The 21,821-nt window shown below is 62.0% G+C and carries 21 protein-coding genes; 5 read left to right on the top strand and 16 right to left on the bottom strand.

Annotation, left to right across the window (positions count from 1 at the left end):
- Positions 1-121: 121 nt before the first annotated feature.
- Positions 122-1,159 (bottom strand): LacI family DNA-binding transcriptional regulator, encoded by a 1,038-nt coding sequence (locus AB0O97_RS05325; protein WP_363880795.1) that lies wholly within the window; start codon positions 1,157-1,159, stop codon positions 122-124.
- A 135-nt stretch (positions 1,160-1,294) separates the two neighbouring features.
- Here AB0O97_RS05325 and AB0O97_RS05330 point away from each other — a divergent pair, with 135 nt between their 5' ends.
- Positions 1,295-2,251, top strand: a complete 957-nt coding sequence (locus AB0O97_RS05330) for an aldose 1-epimerase family protein (protein WP_363880798.1) — start codon at positions 1,295-1,297, stop codon at positions 2,249-2,251.
- 91 nt (positions 2,252-2,342) lie between these two features.
- On the opposite strand, the gene AB0O97_RS05335 is transcribed toward AB0O97_RS05330, so the two are convergent.
- Complete coding sequence (locus tag AB0O97_RS05335) at positions 2,343-3,026, bottom strand: group II intron maturase-specific domain-containing protein (protein ID WP_363880801.1); 684 nt, start codon at positions 3,024-3,026, stop codon at positions 2,343-2,345.
- A gap of 73 nt (positions 3,027-3,099) precedes the next feature.
- Here AB0O97_RS05335 and AB0O97_RS05340 point away from each other — a divergent pair, with 73 nt between their 5' ends.
- The 3 genes from AB0O97_RS05340 to AB0O97_RS05350 are packed head-to-tail and all read left to right on the top strand — an operon-like array spanning position 3,100 to position 5,973.
- Positions 3,100-4,047 carry a site-specific integrase gene (locus AB0O97_RS05340; RefSeq protein WP_363880804.1) on the top strand — a complete coding sequence of 316 codons (948 nt, stop codon included), beginning with the start codon at positions 3,100-3,102 and terminating at the stop codon, positions 4,045-4,047.
- Entirely contained in the window at positions 4,044-4,982 is a 939-nt protein-coding gene (locus AB0O97_RS05345; RefSeq protein WP_363880807.1) for a tyrosine-type recombinase/integrase, read from the top strand. The genes AB0O97_RS05340 and AB0O97_RS05345 overlap by 4 nt, the downstream gene beginning before the upstream one ends.
- Positions 4,975-5,973, top strand: a complete 999-nt coding sequence (locus AB0O97_RS05350) for a tyrosine-type recombinase/integrase (protein ID WP_363880810.1) — start codon at positions 4,975-4,977, stop codon at positions 5,971-5,973. The genes AB0O97_RS05345 and AB0O97_RS05350 overlap by 8 nt, the downstream gene beginning before the upstream one ends.
- Before the next feature lie 116 nt (positions 5,974-6,089).
- Here AB0O97_RS05350 and AB0O97_RS05355 read toward each other — a convergent pair whose 3' ends face one another.
- From AB0O97_RS05355 to AB0O97_RS05405, 11 genes are all read right to left on the bottom strand, one after another.
- Entirely contained in the window at positions 6,090-6,548 is a 459-nt protein-coding gene (locus AB0O97_RS05355; protein ID WP_363880813.1) for a reverse transcriptase domain-containing protein, read from the bottom strand.
- On the bottom strand, positions 6,463-6,834 hold the full coding sequence (locus tag AB0O97_RS05360) for a hypothetical protein (protein WP_363880816.1): 372 nt from the start codon (positions 6,832-6,834) through the stop codon (positions 6,463-6,465). The genes AB0O97_RS05355 and AB0O97_RS05360 overlap by 86 nt, the downstream gene beginning before the upstream one ends.
- Positions 6,835-7,399: 565 nt before the next feature.
- Entirely contained in the window at positions 7,400-10,294 is a 2,895-nt protein-coding gene (locus tag AB0O97_RS05365; RefSeq protein WP_363880819.1) for an alpha-L-arabinofuranosidase C-terminal domain-containing protein, read from the bottom strand.
- A gap of 125 nt (positions 10,295-10,419) precedes the next feature.
- Positions 10,420-11,937 carry a family 43 glycosylhydrolase gene (locus AB0O97_RS05370; RefSeq protein WP_363880822.1) on the bottom strand — a complete coding sequence of 506 codons (1,518 nt, stop codon included), beginning with the start codon at positions 11,935-11,937 and terminating at the stop codon, positions 10,420-10,422.
- A 124-nt stretch (positions 11,938-12,061) separates the two neighbouring features.
- Positions 12,062-14,689, bottom strand: a complete 2,628-nt coding sequence (locus AB0O97_RS05375; protein WP_363880825.1) for an immunoglobulin-like domain-containing protein — start codon at positions 14,687-14,689, stop codon at positions 12,062-12,064.
- Positions 14,690-15,037: 348 nt separating this feature from the next.
- On the bottom strand, positions 15,038-15,415 hold the full coding sequence (locus AB0O97_RS05380; RefSeq protein ID WP_363880828.1) for a VOC family protein: 378 nt from the start codon (positions 15,413-15,415) through the stop codon (positions 15,038-15,040).
- A gap of 122 nt (positions 15,416-15,537) precedes the next feature.
- Complete coding sequence (locus AB0O97_RS05385; RefSeq protein WP_363880831.1) at positions 15,538-16,149, bottom strand: CueP family metal-binding protein; 612 nt, start codon at positions 16,147-16,149, stop codon at positions 15,538-15,540.
- Between the two features lie 106 nt (positions 16,150-16,255).
- Positions 16,256-16,738, bottom strand: coding sequence for a hypothetical protein (locus AB0O97_RS05390; protein ID WP_363880834.1), 483 nt, complete (start codon positions 16,736-16,738; stop codon positions 16,256-16,258).
- A 110-nt stretch (positions 16,739-16,848) separates the two neighbouring features.
- Entirely contained in the window at positions 16,849-17,106 is a 258-nt protein-coding gene (locus tag AB0O97_RS05395) for a hypothetical protein (RefSeq protein ID WP_363880836.1), read from the bottom strand.
- A gap of 137 nt (positions 17,107-17,243) precedes the next feature.
- Positions 17,244-17,696: a Fur family transcriptional regulator gene (locus AB0O97_RS05400; RefSeq protein ID WP_363881017.1), complete on the bottom strand. Its 453-nt coding sequence runs from the start codon at positions 17,694-17,696 to the stop codon at positions 17,244-17,246.
- A 222-nt stretch (positions 17,697-17,918) separates the two neighbouring features.
- A complete protein-coding gene (locus AB0O97_RS05405; protein WP_363880839.1) occupies positions 17,919-18,026 on the bottom strand; it encodes a hypothetical protein in 108 nt (35 codons plus the stop codon).
- Between the two features lie 168 nt (positions 18,027-18,194).
- On the opposite strand from AB0O97_RS05405, the gene AB0O97_RS05410 reads away from it, so the two are divergent.
- Complete coding sequence (locus tag AB0O97_RS05410) at positions 18,195-18,698, top strand: hypothetical protein (RefSeq protein WP_363880842.1); 504 nt, start codon at positions 18,195-18,197, stop codon at positions 18,696-18,698.
- Here AB0O97_RS05410 and AB0O97_RS05415 read toward each other — a convergent pair.
- From AB0O97_RS05415 to AB0O97_RS05425, 3 genes are all read right to left on the bottom strand, one after another.
- Positions 18,665-20,377, bottom strand: coding sequence for an AarF/ABC1/UbiB kinase family protein (locus tag AB0O97_RS05415; RefSeq protein WP_363880845.1), 1,713 nt, complete (start codon positions 20,375-20,377; stop codon positions 18,665-18,667). The genes AB0O97_RS05410 and AB0O97_RS05415 overlap by 34 nt on opposite strands.
- A 14-nt stretch (positions 20,378-20,391) precedes the next feature.
- A complete protein-coding gene (locus tag AB0O97_RS05420) occupies positions 20,392-20,937 on the bottom strand; it encodes a PadR family transcriptional regulator (RefSeq protein ID WP_363845137.1) in 546 nt (181 codons plus the stop codon).
- A gap of 429 nt (positions 20,938-21,366) precedes the next feature.
- On the bottom strand, positions 21,367-21,516 hold the full coding sequence (locus tag AB0O97_RS05425) for a hypothetical protein (RefSeq protein ID WP_363880848.1): 150 nt from the start codon (positions 21,514-21,516) through the stop codon (positions 21,367-21,369).
- Between the last annotated feature and the right edge of the window lie 305 nt (positions 21,517-21,821).

Below are 21,821 nucleotides of genomic sequence, written 5' to 3' on the forward strand. Positions count from 1 at the left end.
CTGCAAAAACTGCCGCCCAGTTGCCGGATTCCGGCAGCTGGGCGGCAGTTTGCTTCAAGGATCGTTCGGTGTCCGCGTGACCCGGCATCCCAGTCTCCGCCTGCCCCGGCCGCACGCCATGCTAGCTGCGGGCCAGCGCCACCGGCCTCGGCCCGGTGCTAGACCGCAGTGTCAGGTGGGGCTGGATGCGTACGGAGAACAGGGGGTCATTGCCGGAGATGCCGTCAAGGATCATGGCGACGCAGCGCCGGCCCAACTCAGCAAAGTCCTGCCGGATGGTGGTCAGCGGCGGAAAGTAGAAACCGGATTCGGGGCTGTCATCAAAACCAACAATGGACAAATCACGCGGCAGCCGCAGGTTGCGCTCATAGGCTGCACGCATCACGCCCAGGGCCATCTGGTCGTTGCCGGCAAACACGGCCGAGCATTCGCTGCCGGCCAGCAGCTTCTTCCCCGCGTTGTAGCCGGATTCAGCACTCCAGTCCCCCACCAGCAGCGGGCCCGGCTCCAGCCCGGCCGAGGCCAGGGCAGCTTCCCAGCCGCGGCGCCTCGCCTGCGCATCAAGCCAGTCCGCGGGTCCCATGATGTGGGCAATGTTCCGGTGGCCCTGCTCGATCAGGTGTTGTGTGGCCAGCCAGCCGCCGCGCTGCTGGTCAACGCCCACGCTTTGCACCCCGGCTGCACCAATGTCACCAATGGCCACGAGCGGGACGCCCGGCTTGAGTTGTTCGATGGTGCGCACGATCTCTTCCTGTGGGGCCACCACCACCAGTGCATCCACCTGGTGGGCCAGATGGTATTCCACCGTCTCCTGGATGGCTTTTTCGCTGACTTCTCGCAATCCAACCGTGTTGACGGCATAACCGGCGGCATTGGCCGCCTCCTGAATGCCGAGCAGGATGTGCGAGGGCCCGTAGTGTTCCATGTTGTGGGCCACCACGCCGAAGGTTTCCGAGCGCCGCGTGGCAAGCTGCCGTGCGGCGGTGTTGCGCCGGTAGCCCAGCTCGGCAATGGCCGCTTCCACCACGGTGCGCGTCTTTGCACTGACATTCGGGTGGTTGTTGATCACGCGTGAAACAGTTTGGTGCGAGACCCCCGCCTTGGCGGCAACGTCTTCCATCACGGGAGGCCGTTGGTTCGAGGAAACATTCTCAGTCATTGTCAGCCTGTTCTCCGGCTCTTCCGGACTGGTTGGCGCCGCCGGAGTAATTTTTCCGACAATCCGCCCAACATCACGATCCTGCACTTGCTACAACCTTAAACCATTCACTTTCATTCTCGCAGAGGAGAACTCATGTCCAGCAAAGCCACACACCCCGCATCGGGTGCACAATTCAGCATTGAATCAGGAGACTACCGGGCTGTTGTTGCTTCGGTGGGAGCCACGCTGCGTTCGCTGACCCATGCAGGGCGCAACCTGGTGGTCCCGTTTGGCGCCGATGAGGTGCGGCCCGCCTATCGTGGCGCAAATCTGGCCCCGTGGCCCAACAGAATTGCCGGCGGCACCTATACCTTCAACGACAAGGAGGAGCAGCTGCCCGTCAACGAAACGGGCCGCATGACCGCCCTGCACGGCCTGGTCTTATGGAATTCCTGGGAGGTGCGGGAACAGACCCCGTCAAGCGTGACGCTGGGTGCCGTGGTGGAGCCGCAGGCCGGCTACCCGCACCGACTGGACATTGAGGCCGCCTTCACGCTCACCGCGGACGGGCTCGACTGGCGCATCTCGGCCGTCAACACGGGCACCGGCCCCGACACCCTGCCCGCGCCCTACGGCGTTGCCCCTCATCCCTACCTCGTGGCCGGGGCCGGGAAGGTTGATGCGTGGACCATGGAACTGCCCGCCGCCCAGGTCCTTCAGGTCACCCCGGATCGTCTCCTTCCCACCTCCTGTGCCGCTGTTGTCACGCACGACGGCGCCACCTTCGACTTCCAGCGCGCCCGAACCGTGGGTGCCACGGAGATTGACCACGCCTTCACCGCCCTCTCGACTGCGCCCGGCCGGGACATGGTCGAGGTCCGGCTGCTGGCTCCGGAGGGTACCGGTGTACTGATGCGCTGGGAGCCGGACGGCTTGCCGTGGGTGCAGATCCACACCGCAGACAGGGCCGATGCGCCGGAGCTCTCACGGATCGGGATGGCTGTGGAGCCCATGAGCTGCCCGCCCGATGCCTTCAATTCCGGCCAGGACATAGTGGTCTTGCCGCTCGGCGGTCGCCACGATGCCCGCTGGAGCATCGCCGCCCTGTAGTTCGGACCGAACCGTGATCGAGTAGGAGGGGCGGGTTTCCCGCCCCTCCTCTCACACCACCGTACGTGCGGGCCTCGCATACGGCGGTTCGCTAAGGTCGTTGAAAACGATCCCATGCATCGCGAAAGAGAATGAGGCCAATATCCACCCAGTATTGGTTGGGTAGTGCCCGTGTCAGCACTGGAGATCCTGCAATACGCCAGTAAGCGCGGCTGCTCATGCCCCATTGATAGGCCCGATCCGGCCTGATCCCAAGGCGTTTCAGCTGTGCGATACGGGTGCGTATCCGTTTCCATTGCTTCCAACGGATTTGACGCATCCTACGCCTGAACCACTCATCAAGGTCGGAGAACTTCCTCGGTGTCTGTGACAGCCGAAAATAGCCCATCCAACCCCGAACGTAACGGTTCAATTGCTGGATGCGGTATGCCATGGAGACACTCCACTTCCGCGAGGTCAACTCCTTGATCCTCCGCTTCATGCGCTTGAACGCCTTCGCAGTGGCTTTGATCTTGACCCCGGTCTTGGTGAAGTAGAACCCGAAACCCAGCAACGTTGCAACACTTGCTGGATTGATCACGGATTTCTCCCGGTTCACCCTCAATTTCAGGTCTGATTCAAGGACTTTCGTCGCCTGCACCAACACCCGTTGCGCAGCCCTTTTCGACTTCACAAACACCCTGATGTCATCGGCATATGTAGAGTTCCGGATTATGCCGACCATCGTTTGGTGCCCTGCTTGATTTGGCGGTTTCTGGGGTTGGGTGGTCGGCATAATCCGGGGAGCCTGGTTCGTGTTCTTCTGTTAGGTAGGCCGTCATGGCGGCGGCCTTCTCTTGGAGAGGATCATGATGGAAATCAAAGCGAACCAGGACCTGCCGGTTGCACCGGAGGTTTTGTTGGATGTGTACCGTAGGTGGCTGTGTGAGGAACGCGGGCTCGCCGCTGAATCTGTTCGTTGCTATGCCCAGCAGTCAGGAAAGTTTCTTGATTCTTTGGGTGAACGGGTGGAATCGTCCTTACCTGGATTGGTGCCGGCCGACATCACGTCGTACGTTGTCAGATTCTATGAGGATCAGCGTAGTGTCTGGAGCGCGAAGGCACACATCACGGCGCTGCGGTCCTTTCTGCGGTTCCTGCACGTGAGCGGGGTAACGTCGTCGAATTTGGCACCGGTTGTTCCGGGTGTTGCCGGGTGGCGTTTGAGCCGGGTTCCTCGTGCCTTGCCCCGGGAACAGGTCGAGGCGTTGCTGGGCTGCCACGACACGGGTACAGCCACCGGGCTGCGTGATAAGGCGGTATTGACCTTGTTGGCGGCCCTGGGTCTGCGCGGCGCGGAAGCTGCTGCCCTGCAATTGGTTGACATTGACTGGCACGCCGGGCTGATCACCGTTGTGGGCAAGGGCTCCCGCTCTGAGCAGCTGCCCCTGCCCGCCACGGCCGGTCAGGCGCTGGTCGACTACGTGATGAAGGGCCGCCCGGCCGATACCGGGTGCACTGGAGTTTTCCTTACCCGTCGGCGCCCCTACCGTCAGCTGACTCCGGGAGCGGTGCGCCAGATCATGCGCCGGGCCTGTGCCAGTGCCGGCATTGCCTGCGCCGGCGCACATCGCTTGCGGCACACCCTGGCCACGGACCTGCTGCGGGCCGGGGCATCCTTACCCGATATCGGCCAGGTGCTGCGGCATCGCAGCCAGCTCTCCACCACGATTTATGCCAAAGTCGACCATGAACGGCTGCGTGAAATCGCCCGTCCCTGGCCGGGAACACCCGTCATTGAGGGGGTGGCACTGTGAGCATTTCCCTACGCATCCACGCCGAGGAATACCTGGCCATGCGGCGCTCCCTCGGCTTCAAGCTCACGAGCTTCGGAAAGTTGCTGCTGGACTTCATTGGCTATCTCGAACAGCAGAATGCCCCGGTCATTACGACGGAGCTGGCTGTTGTCTGGGCCAGGGCAACACCGCGTTCCACGAGCGAGATCCGTTGGGCGCGCCGGATGATGGTTGCCCGGATCTTCGCCCGGCACATGCACGTGTTCGATCCTGCCACTGAGGTATCGGCGCCCGATATTCTCTCCCACCATTACTGCCGCGTGACGCCGCATCTCTACACCCCGGGGCAGGTCGCGGCTCTGTTGGAAGCGACGAATTCCCTACAGCCCGCACTGCGCTGCCACACCTATGCAACGTTTCTGGCCCTGCTCAGTGTCTCGGGCCTGCGGACGGGCGAGGCCTGCCGGCTCAACGATGCCGACATCGACGTCGAAAACGGGATGCTGCTGGTGAAAGACAGTAAGTTCGGCAAGTCACGAGACGTGCCCATCCATGAAACCACGCTCGCCGCGCTCCAAGCGTATGCCAGAGAACGGGACCGGTTGCGGACCACGACGACCACCACGGCGTTCTTCATCAGCGGCCGCGGCACCAGGCTCCATGTCACCAATCTCAGCAGCACTTTCACCCGGCTGCGCGAACTGGCGGGCATCCACTCCATGCCCGGATCCAGGCAGGCCCGCCTGCATGATTTCAGGCATTCCTTCAGCACCGGGACACTGCTGGACTGGTACCGATCCGGCGAGGACGTCCAGGCAAAACTGCCACTCCTCAGCGCCTACCTCGGACACGCTGATCCTAAATCCACGTATTGGTACCTCAGTGGTGCGCCTGAGCTGATGGAACTGGCCGCCAACCGCATCACCGGGCTGATCGGAGGGACCTGCGATGACTGAACTCTCAACACTGCTGCAGGGCTTCTTCGCCAACAAACTCATCAGCGAGCACAACGCCAGCGCCCACACTGTCGCCTCGTACCGGGACACGTTCATTCTCCTGCTTCGTTTTGCCTCCGAACAGGTAGGCCGCGAAGCCCACCAACTGACCATGGAGGACCTTGGATCGGAAACAATTGCTGCTTTCCTCACCCACCTTGAGGCCGCCCGCGGCAACTCAGTGGCGACCAGGAATACCCGCCTGGCCGCCATCCGATCATTCTTCCGCTATGCCTCCTACCGCAGCCCCGAACAGGCCGCCACGATCGCCCGGGTTCTGAGCATCCCTGCCAAACGCACCGACCGGGCCGTGGTCGCCTACCTCACAGCCGCTGAAGCCGAGGCCCTCATCAATGCCACTGACACCCAATCATGGACGGGCCGGCGCGATCATGCGCTGCTGCACGTGGCTGTTCATACCGGGTTGCGGGTCTCCGAACTGACCGCAGCGACCGTGGCGGACACCCATCTGGGCGCTGGCGCACATCTCCACTGCCACGGCAAGGGTCGCAAGGACCGTGACACCCCACTGACGAAACCCACGGTCGCAATCCTGAATAACTGGATCCCGGAACGGGGAACAGACCCCTCAGGGCCACTCTTTCCAAGCCGGAGGGGCACCAGGCTCAGCCGCGACGCGGTCGCCAAGCTGCTCAAGAAGCACACCGGTGCAGCAACCAAGGCGTGCCCGAGCCTGGCGGCCAAAAACGTCACCCCGCACACGCTCCGCCACACCACGGCAATGCTGCTCCTCCATGCCGGCGTGGACCTGAGTGTCATAGCGATGTGGCTCGGCCACGAATCGACCGAGACAACCCAGATCTACCTGCACGCCGACATGAGCCTGAAAGAAAAAGCCCTCGCACGACTGGCACCAGCCCAGAATGCCGAGACCGGGGCCGGACGCTACCAAGCGCCCGATGAACTGCTCGACTTCCTGGCACGGCTCTGAGCTCCCCGGATTATGCCGACCACCCAACCCCAGAAACCGCCAAATCAAGCAGGGCACCAAACGATGGTCGGCATAATCCGGAACTCTACATATGCCGATTAATGCTGAAGTCAGCATTAATCGGCATACCGCACAAAACGGTGCCCACGACCCCAGAACACTTGATCAAAGTCATCCAACATGACGTTCGAAAGCAACGGAGGCAATGGCGACCCCTGCGGGGTTCCATCCGTCGTTTCCCTACGCACACCGTTGGCCATGATTCCCGCTTCAAGATAGCGACGAACCAATTTCAGAACCCGCGCGTCTTTCACTTTCCGCGCAACCCTGGCCATGAGCACGTCATGGTTCACCCGGTCAAAGAACGCATCCAGGTCAACCTCAACCACCCACCGATACCCCTGAGAAATCACCGTTTGGGCGACCTTCACAGCATCATGGGCGCTCTTACCCGGCCGGAACCCATACGAGACCGACACGAACCCCGGATCAAAGACCGGGGAAAGAACTTGCGCGATTGCTTGCTGAATCAACCGATCCAACACGGACGGCACCCCCCAACATCCGTTCCCCACCGTCAGGTTTCGGAATCATCACCTGCCGCACCGGCAACGGCGCATAAGTACCCGTATCCAACGCTTCACGGGTCTGCGCCCAATGTTCCAGGCACCAGGCACGGAGTTCATCCGCACCCAGCCCGTCAACACCGGCAGCACCACGATTACGCTCAACACGTTTCAACGCGACCATCAGATTCTCACGAGAGAAAATCTTCTCCCAGAGATCCTGCTGATCCCTGACGTCATCCCCGATACCCGCCGGTTCATCACTACGCACAGAAAGGGGCACTCCCGGATTCACCGGTCCCTCCTAACACTCTCTGTCCCACCACGCTCGTGGGTTGGCTGCGATCCAAATGTGAACACGAGAAATACCGCTTCAAAACATCAATTCCCAACGTTCAGCCCTTCCCCACCAACAACAAAATTCCGGTAGGTACTATGGCCTCGGCTGACTTCTGCCCCATCAGTAACGACCCTTAAAGCCGCACCGCTCCACCCAACAAACAGGTGGCGCACTGGGACAGACCTCCCCAGATAAGAACATTTACTTTCCCCCTGCCGCCGCCGCATCTACACACTGACCGTTTCGGTGGAACGGGCATCACCATCTCGTGCTGGCTTACCCCAACCAGCATGCCTTCTATGCGGTTCGTGTCCCTCGGTGCAGGGATTCGCCTCCGGCTTCCTTCCCACCCCACCTCACGGTGACGCAGTTGCCATCGACTAGAAGTTAAACCACCTTCTCCTCCAGAGGACTTTCACCTCCAAGCAAATGCCCATGCTGGGCGTACCAAAAGGAGGCCCGCAGCTGTTGCTGCGGCCCTCCTTTTCAGGGTCCAGGGTTCAGTTATTGCCGGTGCTGGTTACTGGTGCCGTGAAGCCCGACGGCGGCCAATCACCACAATCCCCAGACCCGCCAAGGCGAGTCCCCCGGCAAGCCAGGCCAGGGCTGCCGCCGTGGTTCCGGTCTGGGCCAGGTTGTCATCCCTTGAATTGTCCCCGGCGCTGCTGCTCGCGGCCGTTTTCGTTCCGGCCGGAGTGCCTGCCCCCGGAGGTGTTCCCCCTGCGGAGGGCGTTGGTGCCGGCGTGGACCCTACATCACTTGGCTCCGGCGACGTGGTGGGATCCGGCGACTCGCTGGGTGCCGGCGTTTCCGTCGGCTCCGGGACATCGGTGGCCGACTTGAGGCGCAGGAACGTCACCGAGCTCGGCTCGAATTGGTACGTGAAGGCGTTGGAGGCGGCGGCAAAGACAGTCTCCGACTGGTTCATGTTGGTGGGGCTGGTGCCCACCAATGTAGTGACCGATGCCTCGGCTGCAACCTTCAGTCCACCGCCGACCTTGACGTCCACCTTGGCGGAGTAGGGGGCTGCATTGACCACCTTGACCACGGTGTCCCCCGTTGCGTCGTCCTGGGTGACGACCTGGTACACCGGGTCGACGGCTTCTTCATTGATGGTTCCCCACAGTTCGCCATCCAGGTACAGGTTGGCGGTGCGGCCCGTTACCTCAACCTTGATGTCGTAGCTCTGGCCGGTCACAATGCGGGTGTTCTTTTCCAACACATTGGTCTTGGTCCCGCCGGTGGCCTTCTCCACGAGGGAGCGGGTGTTGTTGAAGCCGCCCAGATTCCACCAGTAGTAGTCGTCATTGCCCTCGACACCGAACCCAACAAGGAAGCCTTCGGCACCTGCGAGCTTGGTGGCCTTGGTCTCGAACGTGTAGTTGTTCCAGGAGCTGTCCCCGGCCGTGATCATGGTGTTCTCGGTGGTGGTGCTGCCTTGGACGTAGGCACCGTCGGCGACGGCCCAGTTTCCGTTGCCGTTGCCGGTCCACTGGTCTGTTCCGTTGGAGAAATCGTCCGTCATCAGGACCGTGCCATCAGCAGCGGTGACCGACACGTCGTCGTATGCGGCGCTGGTGAGCCAGGTGGACAGGCCCACCTTGCCGGTCATGGGCGTCTGCACCACCGGGGCGGCAGTGATCTTGCTGGGCACCACGGAGTTGCCCACGTTGTTCATGAACAGCTTCTGGACATCGTAGTTGGGGGTTGTCCAGGATTTGCCGTTGTCGAAGAAGATCATGTCCGGGGTCCACTGGGTGTGGCCCTCGGCTGCGAGCAGCGGAGCATAGGAGGCCATCTGCACCACGTCGGCGTTGCGTTCCAGACCCGTCATGTAGGCGGCTTCGGCCAGGGCGTTGTTGACGCCATTGCCCTTGGATGCGTACTCGCCCAGGAACACCTTGGGATCGTTGCGGTCATAGCTGTCGTAACGGGTGGTGTTGCGCAGGAACCATTCCGGGTCGTTGTAGTAGTGCTCGTCCACCATGTCCATCTTTTGTTCCCGGGAGTAGTCCCAGAGATCATCAAACCACTGGCCTGAAGAGATGGCTCCCGAGGTGCCGATGATCTTGATTTCTGGGTGCTTGGCGGTGATGGCGTCACGGAACTTGGGGAAGTTCTCGAAGTACTTGGCGTAGCCTTCCTCGTTGCCCAGGCCGATGTACTTGAGGTTGAACGGTTCGGGATGGCCCAATTCTGCTCGCTTGGCGCCCCACACTGTGTCTATACCGCCGTTGGCGAATTCAATCAGGTCCAGCGTGTCCTGGACGTATCGGTCCACATCAGCGTCGCTGGCATAATTTTCCTGCCCGCACGCCGTCAGGCCGACGGAAACCACAGGCAGCGGCTCCGACTTCATGTCTTCGGCGTACTCAAAGTACTCCATGTAGCCCAAGCCGTACGTCTGGTTGTAACCCCAGAAGTTCTTGTTGGCGGGGCGGGACTCCACCGGGCCGATGGTTTCCTTCCACTGGTACACCCGGTCACGGGGGAAGCCGTTGGCTTCCGTGTAGGCGCCGTAGGTGCCGCCGGTATTGGTGACGCAGCCGCCCGGGAACCTCAAGAAGCCGGGGTCAAGGTCGGCGACCTTTTGGGCCAAGTCCTGGCGCAGTCCGTTCTCGCGTCCCATGAACGTGTCCTGGGGGAAGAGGGAGATCATGTCCAGCTTGAGCTCGCCCGTGCCGGTCGCAATGGTGGTGAGGCGGCCCGACGTCGTGCTTGCCGTGGCGGTGACCTGGGCGGTGTACTTGGCCCAGCCATCGCCCTTGACGGTGACGGCTGTTGTGCCGAGCACGTCGCCCGCAGCGTTCTCAAGGTTGACGCTCAGGGGCGTCCCCTCCGGTGCGGTGGTGCGGGCGAAGACGGAATAGTTGTAGCTCTTGCCCGCCTCGTAGGCCTGGCCTCCGCTGAACCCGGTGTTGCGGATGGCCGTGCCGCCGTTGACTGCCGTCTTGGTCAGGTTGAGGGAGAGATAGTTGCGGTTCATCTCGTTGAGCCGCTGCGCATCGTCAACCACCGTGGCCGTGCCCTCGGACCCGCCGCGCTGGGCAATATCCCAGGCCGTCATGGAGTTGAAGGAGGAATGGTCCACGCGGGAAAACTCGAAGGAGCGGTTCCGGATCAGCTCGGCGTACAGGCCGCCGTCGGCCGCCTGGTTGATGTCCTCATAGAAGATGCCGTACTGCGTGGGGGAAATCTCCGGGCCGGCCGCATCCGAATCAATGGTCAGCACCCTGTTGCCGGACGGGTTTTCCGCGGCGGCAGCGGTGGGCAGGTTCAGCGAGGCGGGCAGGGCGGCCGATCCCAGCAGGGTGGCCAGGGCCAGGACGGCGGCGCCGCCGGCCACGCGGCTGCGCGTGCTGGTGGTTCGTGGGCGGGCGGTTGGGGATGGTGCAGGTGGTGGCATATTTAACATGTTTCCTCATCGTCGAGTAGCGACATACTGTTTCGGTGGTGTGGTGCTGGACTGTGTTGTTCTGGATGCCGGGGCGCACAGTCCGGGCGCACAGTCCGGGCGCACAGCGGCGAACGCTGAAGGAATCAGCGCAGAAAGAACGTGGCCATCCTCCTGTCGCCGGAGGTCTTGGCAGTGCCGCTGTCCAACCCGGTCCCTGCCCGCAGGAAGTTTCCCGGCGTCCGCGCCACTTCCAGCGAGGTGCCCTGGTTGTTGGACAGGCCCGGGCGCTTGTTGAAGCTGGCCGAGTCGGCAAAGATCACTGTTCCGGTGTGCGGTTCCAAGGTGACGGCGCCTCCTCGTGCGGCGAGGAACCAGCCCGGCTTGAGCACAGCTTCCAGCGCTATCGTCTTGGGCCCGGCGAAACCAGGCACCAGCCGGAACTGGGTGGAGGCCAAGGGCGCATCGGGCCCTGCCACTATGGCGGCGGCGTCGGTGATGCCCACATGCTTGGTCAATGACGACGCCAGCTGCAATCTGCTGGGCATGATGCCCTCTCCCACCGGGATGCCGAAGTCAGGCATGCCGTCGGCTTTCCAGTAGAGCCGCTGCAGGCGTGCATGGCGGTTGGGATCGAACAAGGGATCGCCCACAATGTTCTTGTAGTCGCGGGCATGGTAGACAACCATGTCGGTGGATCCGTCGTCGTCAAGGGTGAAACTGTTGTGGCCCGGGCCGTAGAGTCCGGTGATCGTGGAGGAACTCATGACGGGCTCCGGGGCCTTGGCCCACGATGTTGCATCGAGGAGGTCCGCGTTCTTGTCCGCGGAGAGCAGACCCATGCAGTAATTCGCGTCTGTGGCACTGGCGGAATAGGAGATGAAGATGCGGCCATTGCGCTTGAGCACCGCGGCACCCTCATTGACCTTGAAGCCGATGACCTCCCACGGCAGCGTGGGCACCGCAATTTCGACGGGTGGGCCAATCTTGGTGGGGGTCAGCAGCGGGGCAATGTAAAGGTTGCTTTCCGGGTTCTTCTCCGCCCACACCAAATACTGTGTGCCCTCGTGTTCAAAGGTGGTGGCATCCAGGGCGAAGGAATTGGCCGGGGTGTGGACCTGCCCGGCCACCTTCCAGGTCCCTTCCATGGGATTGGCGGAAGAGTTTTCCAACACGTACATGCGGATGTGCCAGACGTCGCCGGAGTCGCTGGCGGCAAAGTAGATGTACCATTTGCCACCGATCCGGGGCATTTCAGGGGCCCAGATGAACCCTGCCATGGAGCCGCTGGAGGGCTGTTGCCACACCACCTTTTCCGTCGCCGTGGACAGCCCCGCCAAGGTGTCCGATGAGCGCAGCACAACCCTGTCATATTCCGGGACGGATCCGGTGAAGTAATAGCGGCCGTCGGTGTGGCGCAGGACGTACGGGTCGGCGCGCTGGAGCACCAGCGGGTTGTGTGCGGCGGGCCGGGTGGCAACCGTCGACTGGACGGCGAGCTGTCCAACGCCGGCCAGCGCACTGACTCCCAGCAGCGGCGCCCCGGCCACACCGATCCCGGCCGCAACACCCCCGCGCAGGAGCGATCGCCTGCTCAACAGCGGGTGTGACGGCTGGCTTCCGGTGACGTTGAGACCTGGCTGTGCCGAATTGAAAATGGGCATTTCTTGCTCCTGACGCAGGGATTTTGGGCGCGTTGCAGTAGGGAGATGGGTGTGGTGCGTGTGCCTTGTTTGTTCGGCTGCACGGACCGGACAACCGGTCCGCGCAGCCGAACATGCGGTGGGGCTAGTACCGGTTTTGCTTCCGGCGGCTGTGCATGGCCAGGAAGAGTCCGGCCAGCAGTGCCAGCCCGCCAACCGACACCAGCGCAGCCTGATTCCAGCCGGTGCTGGCAAGACCATCGCCGACTCCGGTGCTTGGGCCCCCCGTTGTTGGGCCCCCCGTGTTTGATGCCGCCGTACTTGGTGCGGGGGCAGAGCCGGGCTTGGTTGTGGCGTGTGCCGAATCCGTGGCACCCGGGGTGGCAGACGCCGTCGGGCTTGCCGATTCCGTCGGGTCAGCGGTGGGATCCGTGGTCGGGTTGGTGGTCGGCTCCGTCGTCGGCTCAACCGTCGGCTCCGTGGTGGCACTCGGTGAGGGGTCCGCCGTCGGGCTCGGCGTGGCGGTCGGTGTGACCACCGGCTGGCCGATGGCTGCCAACGCAACCATCTCGGCGGCGGTCACCGGGACGACGCTGCCGTGGCGCGGTGCGGTGGGCATCTTGTAATCGCCGGACGGTGTCCACTGGCCGCTGTCGAGGTCGGTGGTTTCGAACGGAACATAGCCGCGTCCGCCGAACTCGTCGATGAACAGGTACCACTTTTCTTCCGTGTTGGATTTGAACACGGTGGGGCCCTCGCCTGCGCTGATGGTGCCCTCGCCAATTCCCGTTGCCAGGGTGGTGAAGGAGTCCGCGTCTAGGATGCCGGCGCCTCGCTGCATGAAGATGGTCTTGCCCTCGGGCGAATCAGCAGTGCGATTGCGCTCATCCTTGGTGAAGCGGTAGATGTTGCCGTTGTCCTTGATCATGGTGGTGTCGATGACCTGGTAGCCGGGGTTGTAGTACTCCTCGGGGTCGGAGAAGGTCACGAAGTCGCGCGTTGTGGCATACATGATGCGGTTGTTGTTGCCGTCTGAGTGGTCGGCCGTGGCGTATATCTTGGAAGACCAGAACACCACGTAGGCGCCAAGTTCGTCGTCGTAGTAGGCCTCGGGGGCCCAGGTGTTGCCCGCGCTTTCACCGGAAACCTGCACGGATCGTTGCTCCGACCAGGTGGCCAGGTCATTGGATTCCCACACCATCAGGTTGCGGCTGCCCCACGTCTGGGCCTTGCCCCAGTCGCCGCTGCCGTTGATCTTCAGGTCGGTCGCGATCATGTAGAACTTGTCGCCTTCGGGGGAACGGATGATGAAGGGGTCGCGAACGCCCATTTCTCCCATCGTGGAAGTCAGCACGGGTTCACTGTTGTTGACGTCTTCCCACTGCAGCGGGTTGTTGCCCACGCTCTTGCCAAAGTAGATTTGTTCGCCGGTGGCGCTGCCCTCCCCCTTGAAATAGCTGAACGCGTAGCCGGCGTACTCCACCGGTGCGGCGGCTTCACGGACGACTGCCGTGAACTCCCGGGTGCCCTCCACGCCATTGCGCTCCACCGTGGCCGTCAAGGTCACGGAGGTGTCGCCGGTTCCGCGGGCAGGACGGACAACTGTGCCATCTTCTGAGATCACTGCAGGGTTCGACGACGTCCAGCTCACCCATGTGTCATTGCGTCCATGTCCGGGCAGGTTCAGGTTGCCGCGGACATCACCGAGATTGACCACTTCCAGTGCGGCCACGGATTCTTCGATGGCATCGGCATCTGCCCCGGAGCCGGTCTTGACGGTGGCTTGGAACGTCGCGGTTTCCGTCAGCGAACCGTGGGTGATGGACGCGGTCAGGGTCACTTCCGCATCCGGCTCGCCGGGTGCGGGGCGCGTCACGGCGCCGGTCTCGCTGATGCTGGCCGGGGCGCTGGTGGCCCAGCTGATGGCCGAGCCGCCTGCACCGCGGGTGGGCAGGTTGATGGAGCTCACGACGGCAGTCAGGTCGCCCAGATCGATGGCTGCCTTGTCGGCGGCGACGTAATCCTGGTTGACGGGAAGCGCCAGCCGGGCTGCCTCGGCGGCCGTGACAGCGCGGTCATAGATGCGGAAGTCACGCATCTTGCCTTTCAGGGTTTTATCTCCCGGGTAGACGGACTTGCCCAGGTAGTTGGCGCTGGTTTTGCCCCCGCCAATGGATGCCGGAGTGGTGGTGACGGCGGCGTTGCGGGCCACTTCGACACCATCGGTATAGAGCACGCCAGTGCCGGCTACCTGGGTGTAGGTGCTGTGGACCCAGCGCCCGCGGTCCAAGTTCTTCCCGGAGGTTCCCGTGACCTGTTCGGTGGACCAGTTGCCGGAGGCGATGGTGGCCCGGTTGTAGTTTCCGGTGTTGAACAGGTAGCCGTCGCCTGCACCTGAGGTGGTGTTGCCCAGTCCGTAGATGAAGTACTGCCCGCCCTGGTCGGCGTCGATCCAGACATCATAGGAAATGGAGACGGCGTCGTGGCCGGCCAGCAGGTCATTGGGAAGCGCGACGTATGAGGTGCCGCCGTCGAGCTTCACGCCTTCACCGGCGGCAAAGGCTGCAGCGCCCTTGAGCTGCGCAGCGGGGTTGGTGCCGGTGGAATCCGCGGCGGCCGTTCCGGAAGTTTCATCAAGTTTGTACCAGGCGGTGAGCCCGTCGGTGACGGTTCCGGCCGGGTCGTCGGCGGATTGGGCGGGTATGGCGCCCAGCCCCAGGGAAGCAAGCATCAACGCCCCCGCCAGGGCCGATGCGACGATTTTGGATCTCATGTACGTGAACTCCGTTGTACTCGTGTGAAGCCTGGAACCGCCGCAAAAGCGGCTGCAGGAGGACATGGCAAGCACGTCAAAATGACCATTCGGACGTGGCCGCCGGTGGTTCTTTGACACTTGTTGGAACGCGCTGAAAGTCCGCCCCGGCTGTCTTGGGAGTGTGTGGACTCAAAATTGTGAGCGCTAACAATTTGCTTGTGAGTACCATCATGAATTGCCAACGGCGCACTGTCAAGAGGTTTTTATGGCAGGCGTCACAATTGGCCGTTCGGCCAGGGCATGGCCGCAGGCCGGCGGGGCAAGGTTCGTGCCGCCGTCGTGCGTGGAATGTTTAGCCGTTTAGCCTCAGCCGTTGGGGCGGTTCGGGAGGTATTGCAGCGCCCACTTGTTGCCGTCGGGGTCGGCGAAGTAGACAAAGTGGCCCCACTCCAGGACCGTCACATCACTGACGTCCACACCATTGGCGGCCAGCTGGTCGTGGGCTTTTTGAATGTCGGAGACCACAATCTGCATCATGGGCGCAGTGCCGGGAGGCGCATCATTGAGCCCCTCGCCAATGGTGATGGAGCAGGCCGAACCGGGCGGGGTGAGCTGCACAAAGCGGATGCCGCCGCCGGGCCGCTCGTCGTAGTCGGCATTGAAACCGACCTTGTTAACGTAAAAATCCTTGGCCCGGTCCACGTCAGATACGGGCACAAATATGAGTTCCAGTTTCCAGTCCATGGGACGACGCTACGCCCCCGGCGCTGGCAGCAACAGGGCTTGGCGCACCGAGACCGAACTTTCCGCAACGGTCGCGCCAGCCTCACTCCGCTGCTGCATCCCTCCGCGGCGGCGCCGCAGGGTTAGCTCAACTGAGCCGTGGTCACGCAGGTGGCGTCGTCGTCGGCTTTCGTGGAGAGCTGCTGCGTTGCCGTCAAGCCGTCATGGGTGACGACGAGTGTGGCCGCGATGCCGCGCGGCAGCCACAGTCCCATGAAGCCGTTGTCGTAAGTCTGCACGGCCTTCTTCATGATGACCTCGCCGGTCGCGTCGTTGGTGACTTCGACATCCACCGACTGGTTCGCCAGCTCCCCCACGCAGGTGGTGAGGCTGTGAAAGTGGCATCCGTGGGTCTGGCTCACGTATGGGGCCACCGATACATAAAACTCGTCCTCAGGCATGGGCACGGAGGCTTCACGGTTCGCCGCGTCCTTGAGGACCAGGAAGTCTGGCCGGATCGATGCCATCAATTCGGTGGAGCGTTCGGCCAGCGGCAGCCTGTCCAGTTCGGTGATGATGTCCTTGGCGTTCTTGCCGCTGAAGCCGAGCTCGGCGATCAGGTTTTGTGCCCCGGCCGGGGTGGAAGACGCTGACTCGGGTGCCTGTGCCGAGCAGCCTGCGACGAACAGAATGGTTGCCGCCGCTGCGGCGATGATTCCGGACAGGGCTGTGCGGCGGGTGATGTGCTTGGTCATGGTGTGTGCTTTCTCGATCAATCGGTGCCGATTCCCGTGTGGGCAACGGCCATCTGTCACAAAAATGCAGGACCGCAGGGGCAGTGTATGCCCGGGTCCGCACACCTCAGGACCGGTTGATGCACAACATCTGCAACGACGGGGTACTTGGCAGCGGCAGTGCCATCGTGTGGCTTTGAGGTCCGGCACGCAGCCGCCGCAACAGCCGCCCCTCCCCCATTATTGGCAGGAGCAGCAGGAAGCCAAGTACGACGGCGGCAAGGCAGTTCGCGACCATCGAGAGTTCATCCGTGGCACAGTTGGCGCACGAATGAGCCGCGGCGTCGCCGGATCCGGCGACGCCGGAAACCGCATGGTTGAAAACGACTACCGCCGACGTGCTCGCCCCGTGCGTGGCCGGGACGTACGAGCCGGGGACGTGCGTGGCGAGGACATGCGCCGTCGTGCTTTGGGAACTGGAGCTGCCCAAATGCTCGCCATGCATGGCGAGCATCCCGAGAATCATAAGGAGAGCGAGGATTCCGCCCAGCATGAAGCGGGAGCCGGCCTCGGACCGGCTCCCGCTTCGTGTGAATGTCAGGGCCTCCATATGTCCCCAGTCTATTGACTGAACGGAGGAGGAGGCATCAGCGATGCGGGCTTCAGTGGCGGGTTCGCGCACCCCCAAAGGCGGCCACAGTCAGCCATGTTGCTCGCTTGTTATGCGTGTTTGGCGCTGGAGGTGTAGCTGCCGGCGGGACCGGCAAGCTCGGCGTTGGTGGTCACGTAGCTGCCCGGGCGGCTGGCACGGGGTGCAGCGCCGGACACGTAGCTGCCTGCCAGGCGGGTGCGGGGTGCGCTGGTAGTGACGTACGATCCGCCGAGGGCCTGGTGGGTATCAGCGGTTGATCCGCCGCCATTTGCTTCCTTGTTCTGAAAGAAGCGGACACCGGGTTGCTGGTGCAAAAAGCTGGTCATGGAAAACTCCTGTGGTTGGGTTCGTGGCGCGCGTCATCGCGCCATGTGGGCGGCTGGGCCGGCGGGGCAAAAATGCCATGCGGCTGCTGGGCCGCGTGGGCAGCGGGTACAGTAATGGCCGCGTTCGCGGAGGGCTGTTACAAGGTGGCCGGTTGCGCGGCGGCCTGGGCCATCTGGCAGCTGGAGCAAACGCCCCAGAAGGTGATTTCTGCAACCTTGATGGAAAAACCATTCATGGCCGACGGCGTCAGGCAGGGACTCTCCCCGACAACGCAGTCCACGTCTTCGACGCGTTTGCAGTTCAGGCAGACCATGTGGTGGTGGTTATCCCCCACGCGGGCTTCGTAGAGCGCCGCCGAGCCTGCCGGTTCAATCTTGCGCACCAGGCCGGCCGCCGCCAGGGCTGCCAGCACGCCGTAGACCGCTTGCAGGGAGGCCTTCGGCAACTGGGTGGCAACAGCGGAGAATACAGAGTCCGCATCAAGATGGCCGCGGCCGTTCAAAACGCCGAGAACCGCTATCCGGGGTGCCGTCACCTTCAGCTGGGCCGACCTAAGCCGCCCTGCCAAAACCTCTTGCTCCGGATCCATTGCCATGCCTCCATTCTAGCAGTTGTTTTGAATTAATCAAAACAACTGTGAGTCGGATTGCGCTTGCCATGAGGTCCAGACCGAGTGTTACGGAGTACGCACCCTCCCCCGCCAGCTTGCATCGACGCAAGAAAAAAGCGCCCCACCCCGAGGTTTTCGAGGGTGGAGCGCTAGACAAACGCTAGTCAAGGGAACCGATATCCGGCTCGGCCGCCCAACAAGTTAGCCGAGCGAGTCGAGCGAGAGCGCGCCGGAGCGTACAGCGGCAACCACTGCGCCATCGACCAGCAGATCAGTGCCGGTGATGAAGGAGGCTTGGGAGCTCAACAAGAACGAGGCGGCCTGGGCAATGTCCTCGGGGTGCCGTAGCGACCCGTCCCGGAGACGTCCACCATGGCGCGCATATTCTGGCCGCTTTCGCCGACGCCAATGACAACAACCTGTCAACTAAATCTTGGGCAGACCCTAAGCATTGGGACCACAGCTCAGTTTTTCGGTGTGGGGATCCTGATCCAGGCTTTCGCCGTTGTGGTCATGGCCATCGGCATCCTACTCGCGCCTAAGATCGCCAAGGGCCGATATTCCATAGTCGCCATCGGGGAGTTCGGGATTGCAATCGTTGTTGCAGCCACCTTCGCGGTTTTGGGAACGCACGCCTTCAACTCAGGGATCGACGGCACACCGTCTCCTCTACAGAACATGTGGGCCCTTGGCCATATCGGGTTGCTCGGTCTGCTTGCCCTGGCTTGGCTATGGTGGCGGAAGCTACGAACCGCGTCAGTCGCGTGTCTGTCCCTGACCGGCTCAACCTTGATGGGCTACTTTTTGTCCATGTACTTGATTGCGCCCATCGTTACTAGCGGAGGCTCGCACGATACGGCACGGTGGACCGATAGCGTTGTCGCGGCATCAACGGCGGCAGCCGCAGTGGCGATCATCATGGCCGCTAGAGCTTTGCTTTGGCCTCGTCAGCGTAAGCTTCGGGCACTCCACAGACTATGAAGGAGCGGCACCGCCGAGACCATCATGAGCACGTTCCCCAGCACCAAGTCTTCGGCTCTAATCACTGCTCCCGATATGAGCAATGCAGCAAATACGACGGCGGCTACCCCACCTTGCGTGATTCGGATCAGCCGCACCAGATGTCGCTCCAGGCGTGGGTTGGCCACCGTCTGGGAACCCTCCTCGAGCTGACTCAGCAACGCGTCTACGCGTTTGGGCAGGCGCAAGGTGAGAGATGCGACGTCGAACGCTTCTTTAGCGACGTCGCGCACCAGATTGCCGCGCTCATCATGCAAGAGCTGAGCCGCAAAGGGCTCTACCGAATCCCACAGATTAAACCGGGGATCCAACGAGCTGCATACCCCAGAGGTCAGGGACATTGCCCGGATGATGAGCAAGAAGTTCTCCGGTAGTTGAAACGGCAGCGAGCGGACCACATCGCCAAATTCCGCCGCGAAATCGCTGAATTCATGCGGGTCCACCTCCTTCAACTCGGCAAATCCCATCCCACCAAAACGGGCAAAGAGTTCGGTCATGGCACGCTCAAGCGCCGCCGAATCGGCCGATGGCACCAGCACACCCACGTCGCTGATCGCCGAGACCAAGCCTTTCCCATCACGGCCAGCAGCCGCAATCAACAACTTCCTCAGGCCACTACGCGTCTGGGCCGAAACCTCACCCATCATGCCGAAATCTATGAACGTCACGGTCCAAGGGTGTTCCGCAGACGGCTCTGGATTTGGCGTGACAAAGATGTTGCCGGGGTGCGGATCAGCATGGAAAAAGCCGTTCGTAAACAACTGCTCAAACATGATTTCCGCGAAGACTGGGGCAACCTTGACCGGATCTATGCCCGCAGCCAAAAGTCGTTGGGAGTCAGTAATCTTGATGGCCGTGACGTCTTCAAGCGTGAGTACCTGGCGCGTCGTTCGCTCCCAGACCACCTTTGGAGTTCTTACACGCGGATCGGTAGCGAAGTCCTCGGCAAAGCGTTCCAGATTCGCCGCTTCGTTCAGGTAGTCGATCTCTTGTCGACTGGTCGTGGCGAACTCCTCAACTAGGGCCGGGGCGTTTGCCCGATCCGACACGAGACGCACATGACTGAGCCAACGGCCTACTTTCCGCAGTGCAGCCAGATCAATCGCGACGATTTCATCAATACCGGGACGCTGTACCTTCAACACCACAGCGTCCAGTCCAGTGTCATCAGCATCGTCTGGACGCAGTTGCGCCCGGTGCGCCTGGCCGAGGGAGGCCGCCGCGATGGGTGTCGGGTCCACCGAAGCGAACAGCGTTTCCAGCGGGGCGCCCAGCTCGGTCTCCGCCAATGCCCGGATGGCGGCAAACGGGACAGGCGGGACCTCATCCTGCAGGCCCTCAAGTTCGGCTGTGATCTCCGGCGGGAGCACATCAAGTCTGGAGGACATGAACTGCCCCACCTTGATCATCAAGCCACCGAGATCCACTGCCAGATTATGGAAACGCCGCGCAAAACGCCGCATCCGCTGCGCCCGATTGCGTTCGGCAATCTTGCCCAGCCAGATACGAGGGAGGAAGAGTTCAAACCACCACGTCACGACCAAATGCCATGCAGCAAACCTCAGAATTCGTCGGTAGCGGGCGCGGTGTAGACGCGCGCCGGTGCGGAATTTCGCTTTCTCCTGGCGGACCGATGTCACCTTTGCGAGTCTTGTCAGTCTTGGGCGAGGATCGAATAGAGCCGGCGTCGTGCTTCTTTGAGTACTTGAACTGCTTCCTCAATCTGCTCCGGTGAGCCGGTACGTCCCACTTGTGCCGCAGCCTGAGCGAGCTCCACTCCGGCCTTGGGGAGCGCTGCGAAGCCACCACCGGATACCGGACTGGCGGAGTCCCACGGTGTTTTCGTCTCGGAACTGGCGACGTCGGCCCGGCCGGATTCAGTCAACGAGTAGATTTTGCGACCGTTGGACTCTTCTGCACTGACCAAGCCTTCATCAGCCAGCAACTGGAGTGTCGGATAAACGGAACCAGCACTAGGCTTCCAATTGCCCCCGCTGCGTTCCTCTATTTCGCGGATGATCTGGTAGCCGTGCATAGGACGTTCGGCAAGCAGGGCCAACACCGCCGAACGGAGCTCACCCCGGCCTGCGCGGGTTCCGGATCGCTTTTCAAATCGCGAACGAAACTCCTCCACGGCTTGCCACATGCCGTCAAAGTTGTTGCCCATGAATCCGCCTGCAGGGAATGAATTATTGTGCATTGTGCTCTCCTCAATCAATCGCGAACGATACTTACCGATACCTAACGATATACCTGGCATTTTGGAAAGACAATGGATTCTCCGTCAAGGGTTTGATACTGAGAACAAGGGCTTGGGCTTGTCCGTCGAGAAATCTACGGGAGCTAAGCGCCAACTCTACATACGCCGGGGAGCAGCTGGCAGTCTCAGCAGCGAGCCCATGTACCCGTGTAATGGTGTCAACGCTAAACCTAAACGCAATGTCCAAGCCGTCAGCATCGCCGACGCGCAGAGGTTAAGCATCTGGGTCAGGGCCTGACATGACAGCCACAACCACGAAGACCTCCCCAAGCCAGGGTTAGCTGCCAAGCCACCGAGCCTGACCATACCAAAAGCGCCGTACCTGTTCCTCGCGGACAAGATCGGGCGCTTGTGGTGTTTGATTTGGGGTTACCGCTCGGGTCGCACGCTCAGCAGATTCACACCTTCGGGCAAGGTCCTCCTGAGCTCCTCGAATCCGGCGGTGTAGTCCTGGCATTCCACGGACGTGGACTCCACCGCGCCAGTCTCGATGACTTCCAATAGTGCTGTGATGATCATGGGGTAACCATAGCCTTACGGTCTGACTCCGACAGACACTGATAGAGGCTCTGAACTGGGTAGTTGAGGGCCTTGGCGAAGCGAGTTGGTGCACGATTGCTGCCCGTTGCCGCTTTTAACCGTGAATCCCCTCACTCGAGTCCCCAGATATGGCCCGTTTAATCGCCTTATCGGGGCCAGATATGGGACTCGAAGATGGCGATCGCGGAAGCCACTGACACGCCCGGGCTGTACACACATTTTGGCCGCTAAACCGATTTTAACCGTGAATTTGAGGGATGAAAAAGCCCCTCCAACCGGTGTTT

Source organism: Specibacter sp. NPDC078692 (assembly GCF_040686835.1).
Classification (GTDB): domain Bacteria; phylum Actinomycetota; class Actinomycetes; order Actinomycetales; family Micrococcaceae; genus Specibacter.

Bases quoted from the DNA above. Each gene is read 5' to 3' on its own strand.
- AB0O97_RS05325 (WP_363880795.1), bottom strand. From the start codon at position 1,159: ATGACTGAGAATGTTTCCTCGAACCAACGGCCTCCCGTGATGGAAGAC.
- AB0O97_RS05330 (WP_363880798.1), top strand. From the start codon at position 1,295: ATGTCCAGCAAAGCCACACACCCCGCATCGGGTGCACAATTCAGCATT.
- AB0O97_RS05335 (WP_363880801.1), bottom strand. From the start codon at position 3,026: ATGCCGACCACCCAACCCCAGAAACCGCCAAATCAAGCAGGGCACCAA.
- AB0O97_RS05340 (WP_363880804.1), top strand. From the start codon at position 3,100: ATGATGGAAATCAAAGCGAACCAGGACCTGCCGGTTGCACCGGAGGTT.
- AB0O97_RS05350 (WP_363880810.1), top strand. From the start codon at position 4,975: ATGACTGAACTCTCAACACTGCTGCAGGGCTTCTTCGCCAACAAACTC.
- AB0O97_RS05365 (WP_363880819.1), bottom strand. From the start codon at position 10,294: ATGTTAAATATGCCACCACCTGCACCATCCCCAACCGCCCGCCCACGA.
- AB0O97_RS05370 (WP_363880822.1), bottom strand. From the start codon at position 11,937: ATGCCCATTTTCAATTCGGCACAGCCAGGTCTCAACGTCACCGGAAGC.
- AB0O97_RS05375 (WP_363880825.1), bottom strand. From the start codon at position 14,689: ATGAGATCCAAAATCGTCGCATCGGCCCTGGCGGGGGCGTTGATGCTT.
- AB0O97_RS05380 (WP_363880828.1), bottom strand. From the start codon at position 15,415: ATGGACTGGAAACTGGAACTCATATTTGTGCCCGTATCTGACGTGGAC.
- AB0O97_RS05385 (WP_363880831.1), bottom strand. From the start codon at position 16,149: ATGACCAAGCACATCACCCGCCGCACAGCCCTGTCCGGAATCATCGCC.
- AB0O97_RS05390 (WP_363880834.1), bottom strand. From the start codon at position 16,738: ATGGAGGCCCTGACATTCACACGAAGCGGGAGCCGGTCCGAGGCCGGC.
- AB0O97_RS05395 (WP_363880836.1), bottom strand. From the start codon at position 17,106: ATGACCAGCTTTTTGCACCAGCAACCCGGTGTCCGCTTCTTTCAGAAC.
- AB0O97_RS05400 (WP_363881017.1), bottom strand. From the start codon at position 17,696: ATGGATCCGGAGCAAGAGGTTTTGGCAGGGCGGCTTAGGTCGGCCCAG.
- AB0O97_RS05420 (WP_363845137.1), bottom strand. From the start codon at position 20,937: ATGCACAATAATTCATTCCCTGCAGGCGGATTCATGGGCAACAACTTT.
- AB0O97_RS05425 (WP_363880848.1), bottom strand. From the start codon at position 21,516: ATGATCATCACAGCACTATTGGAAGTCATCGAGACTGGCGCGGTGGAG.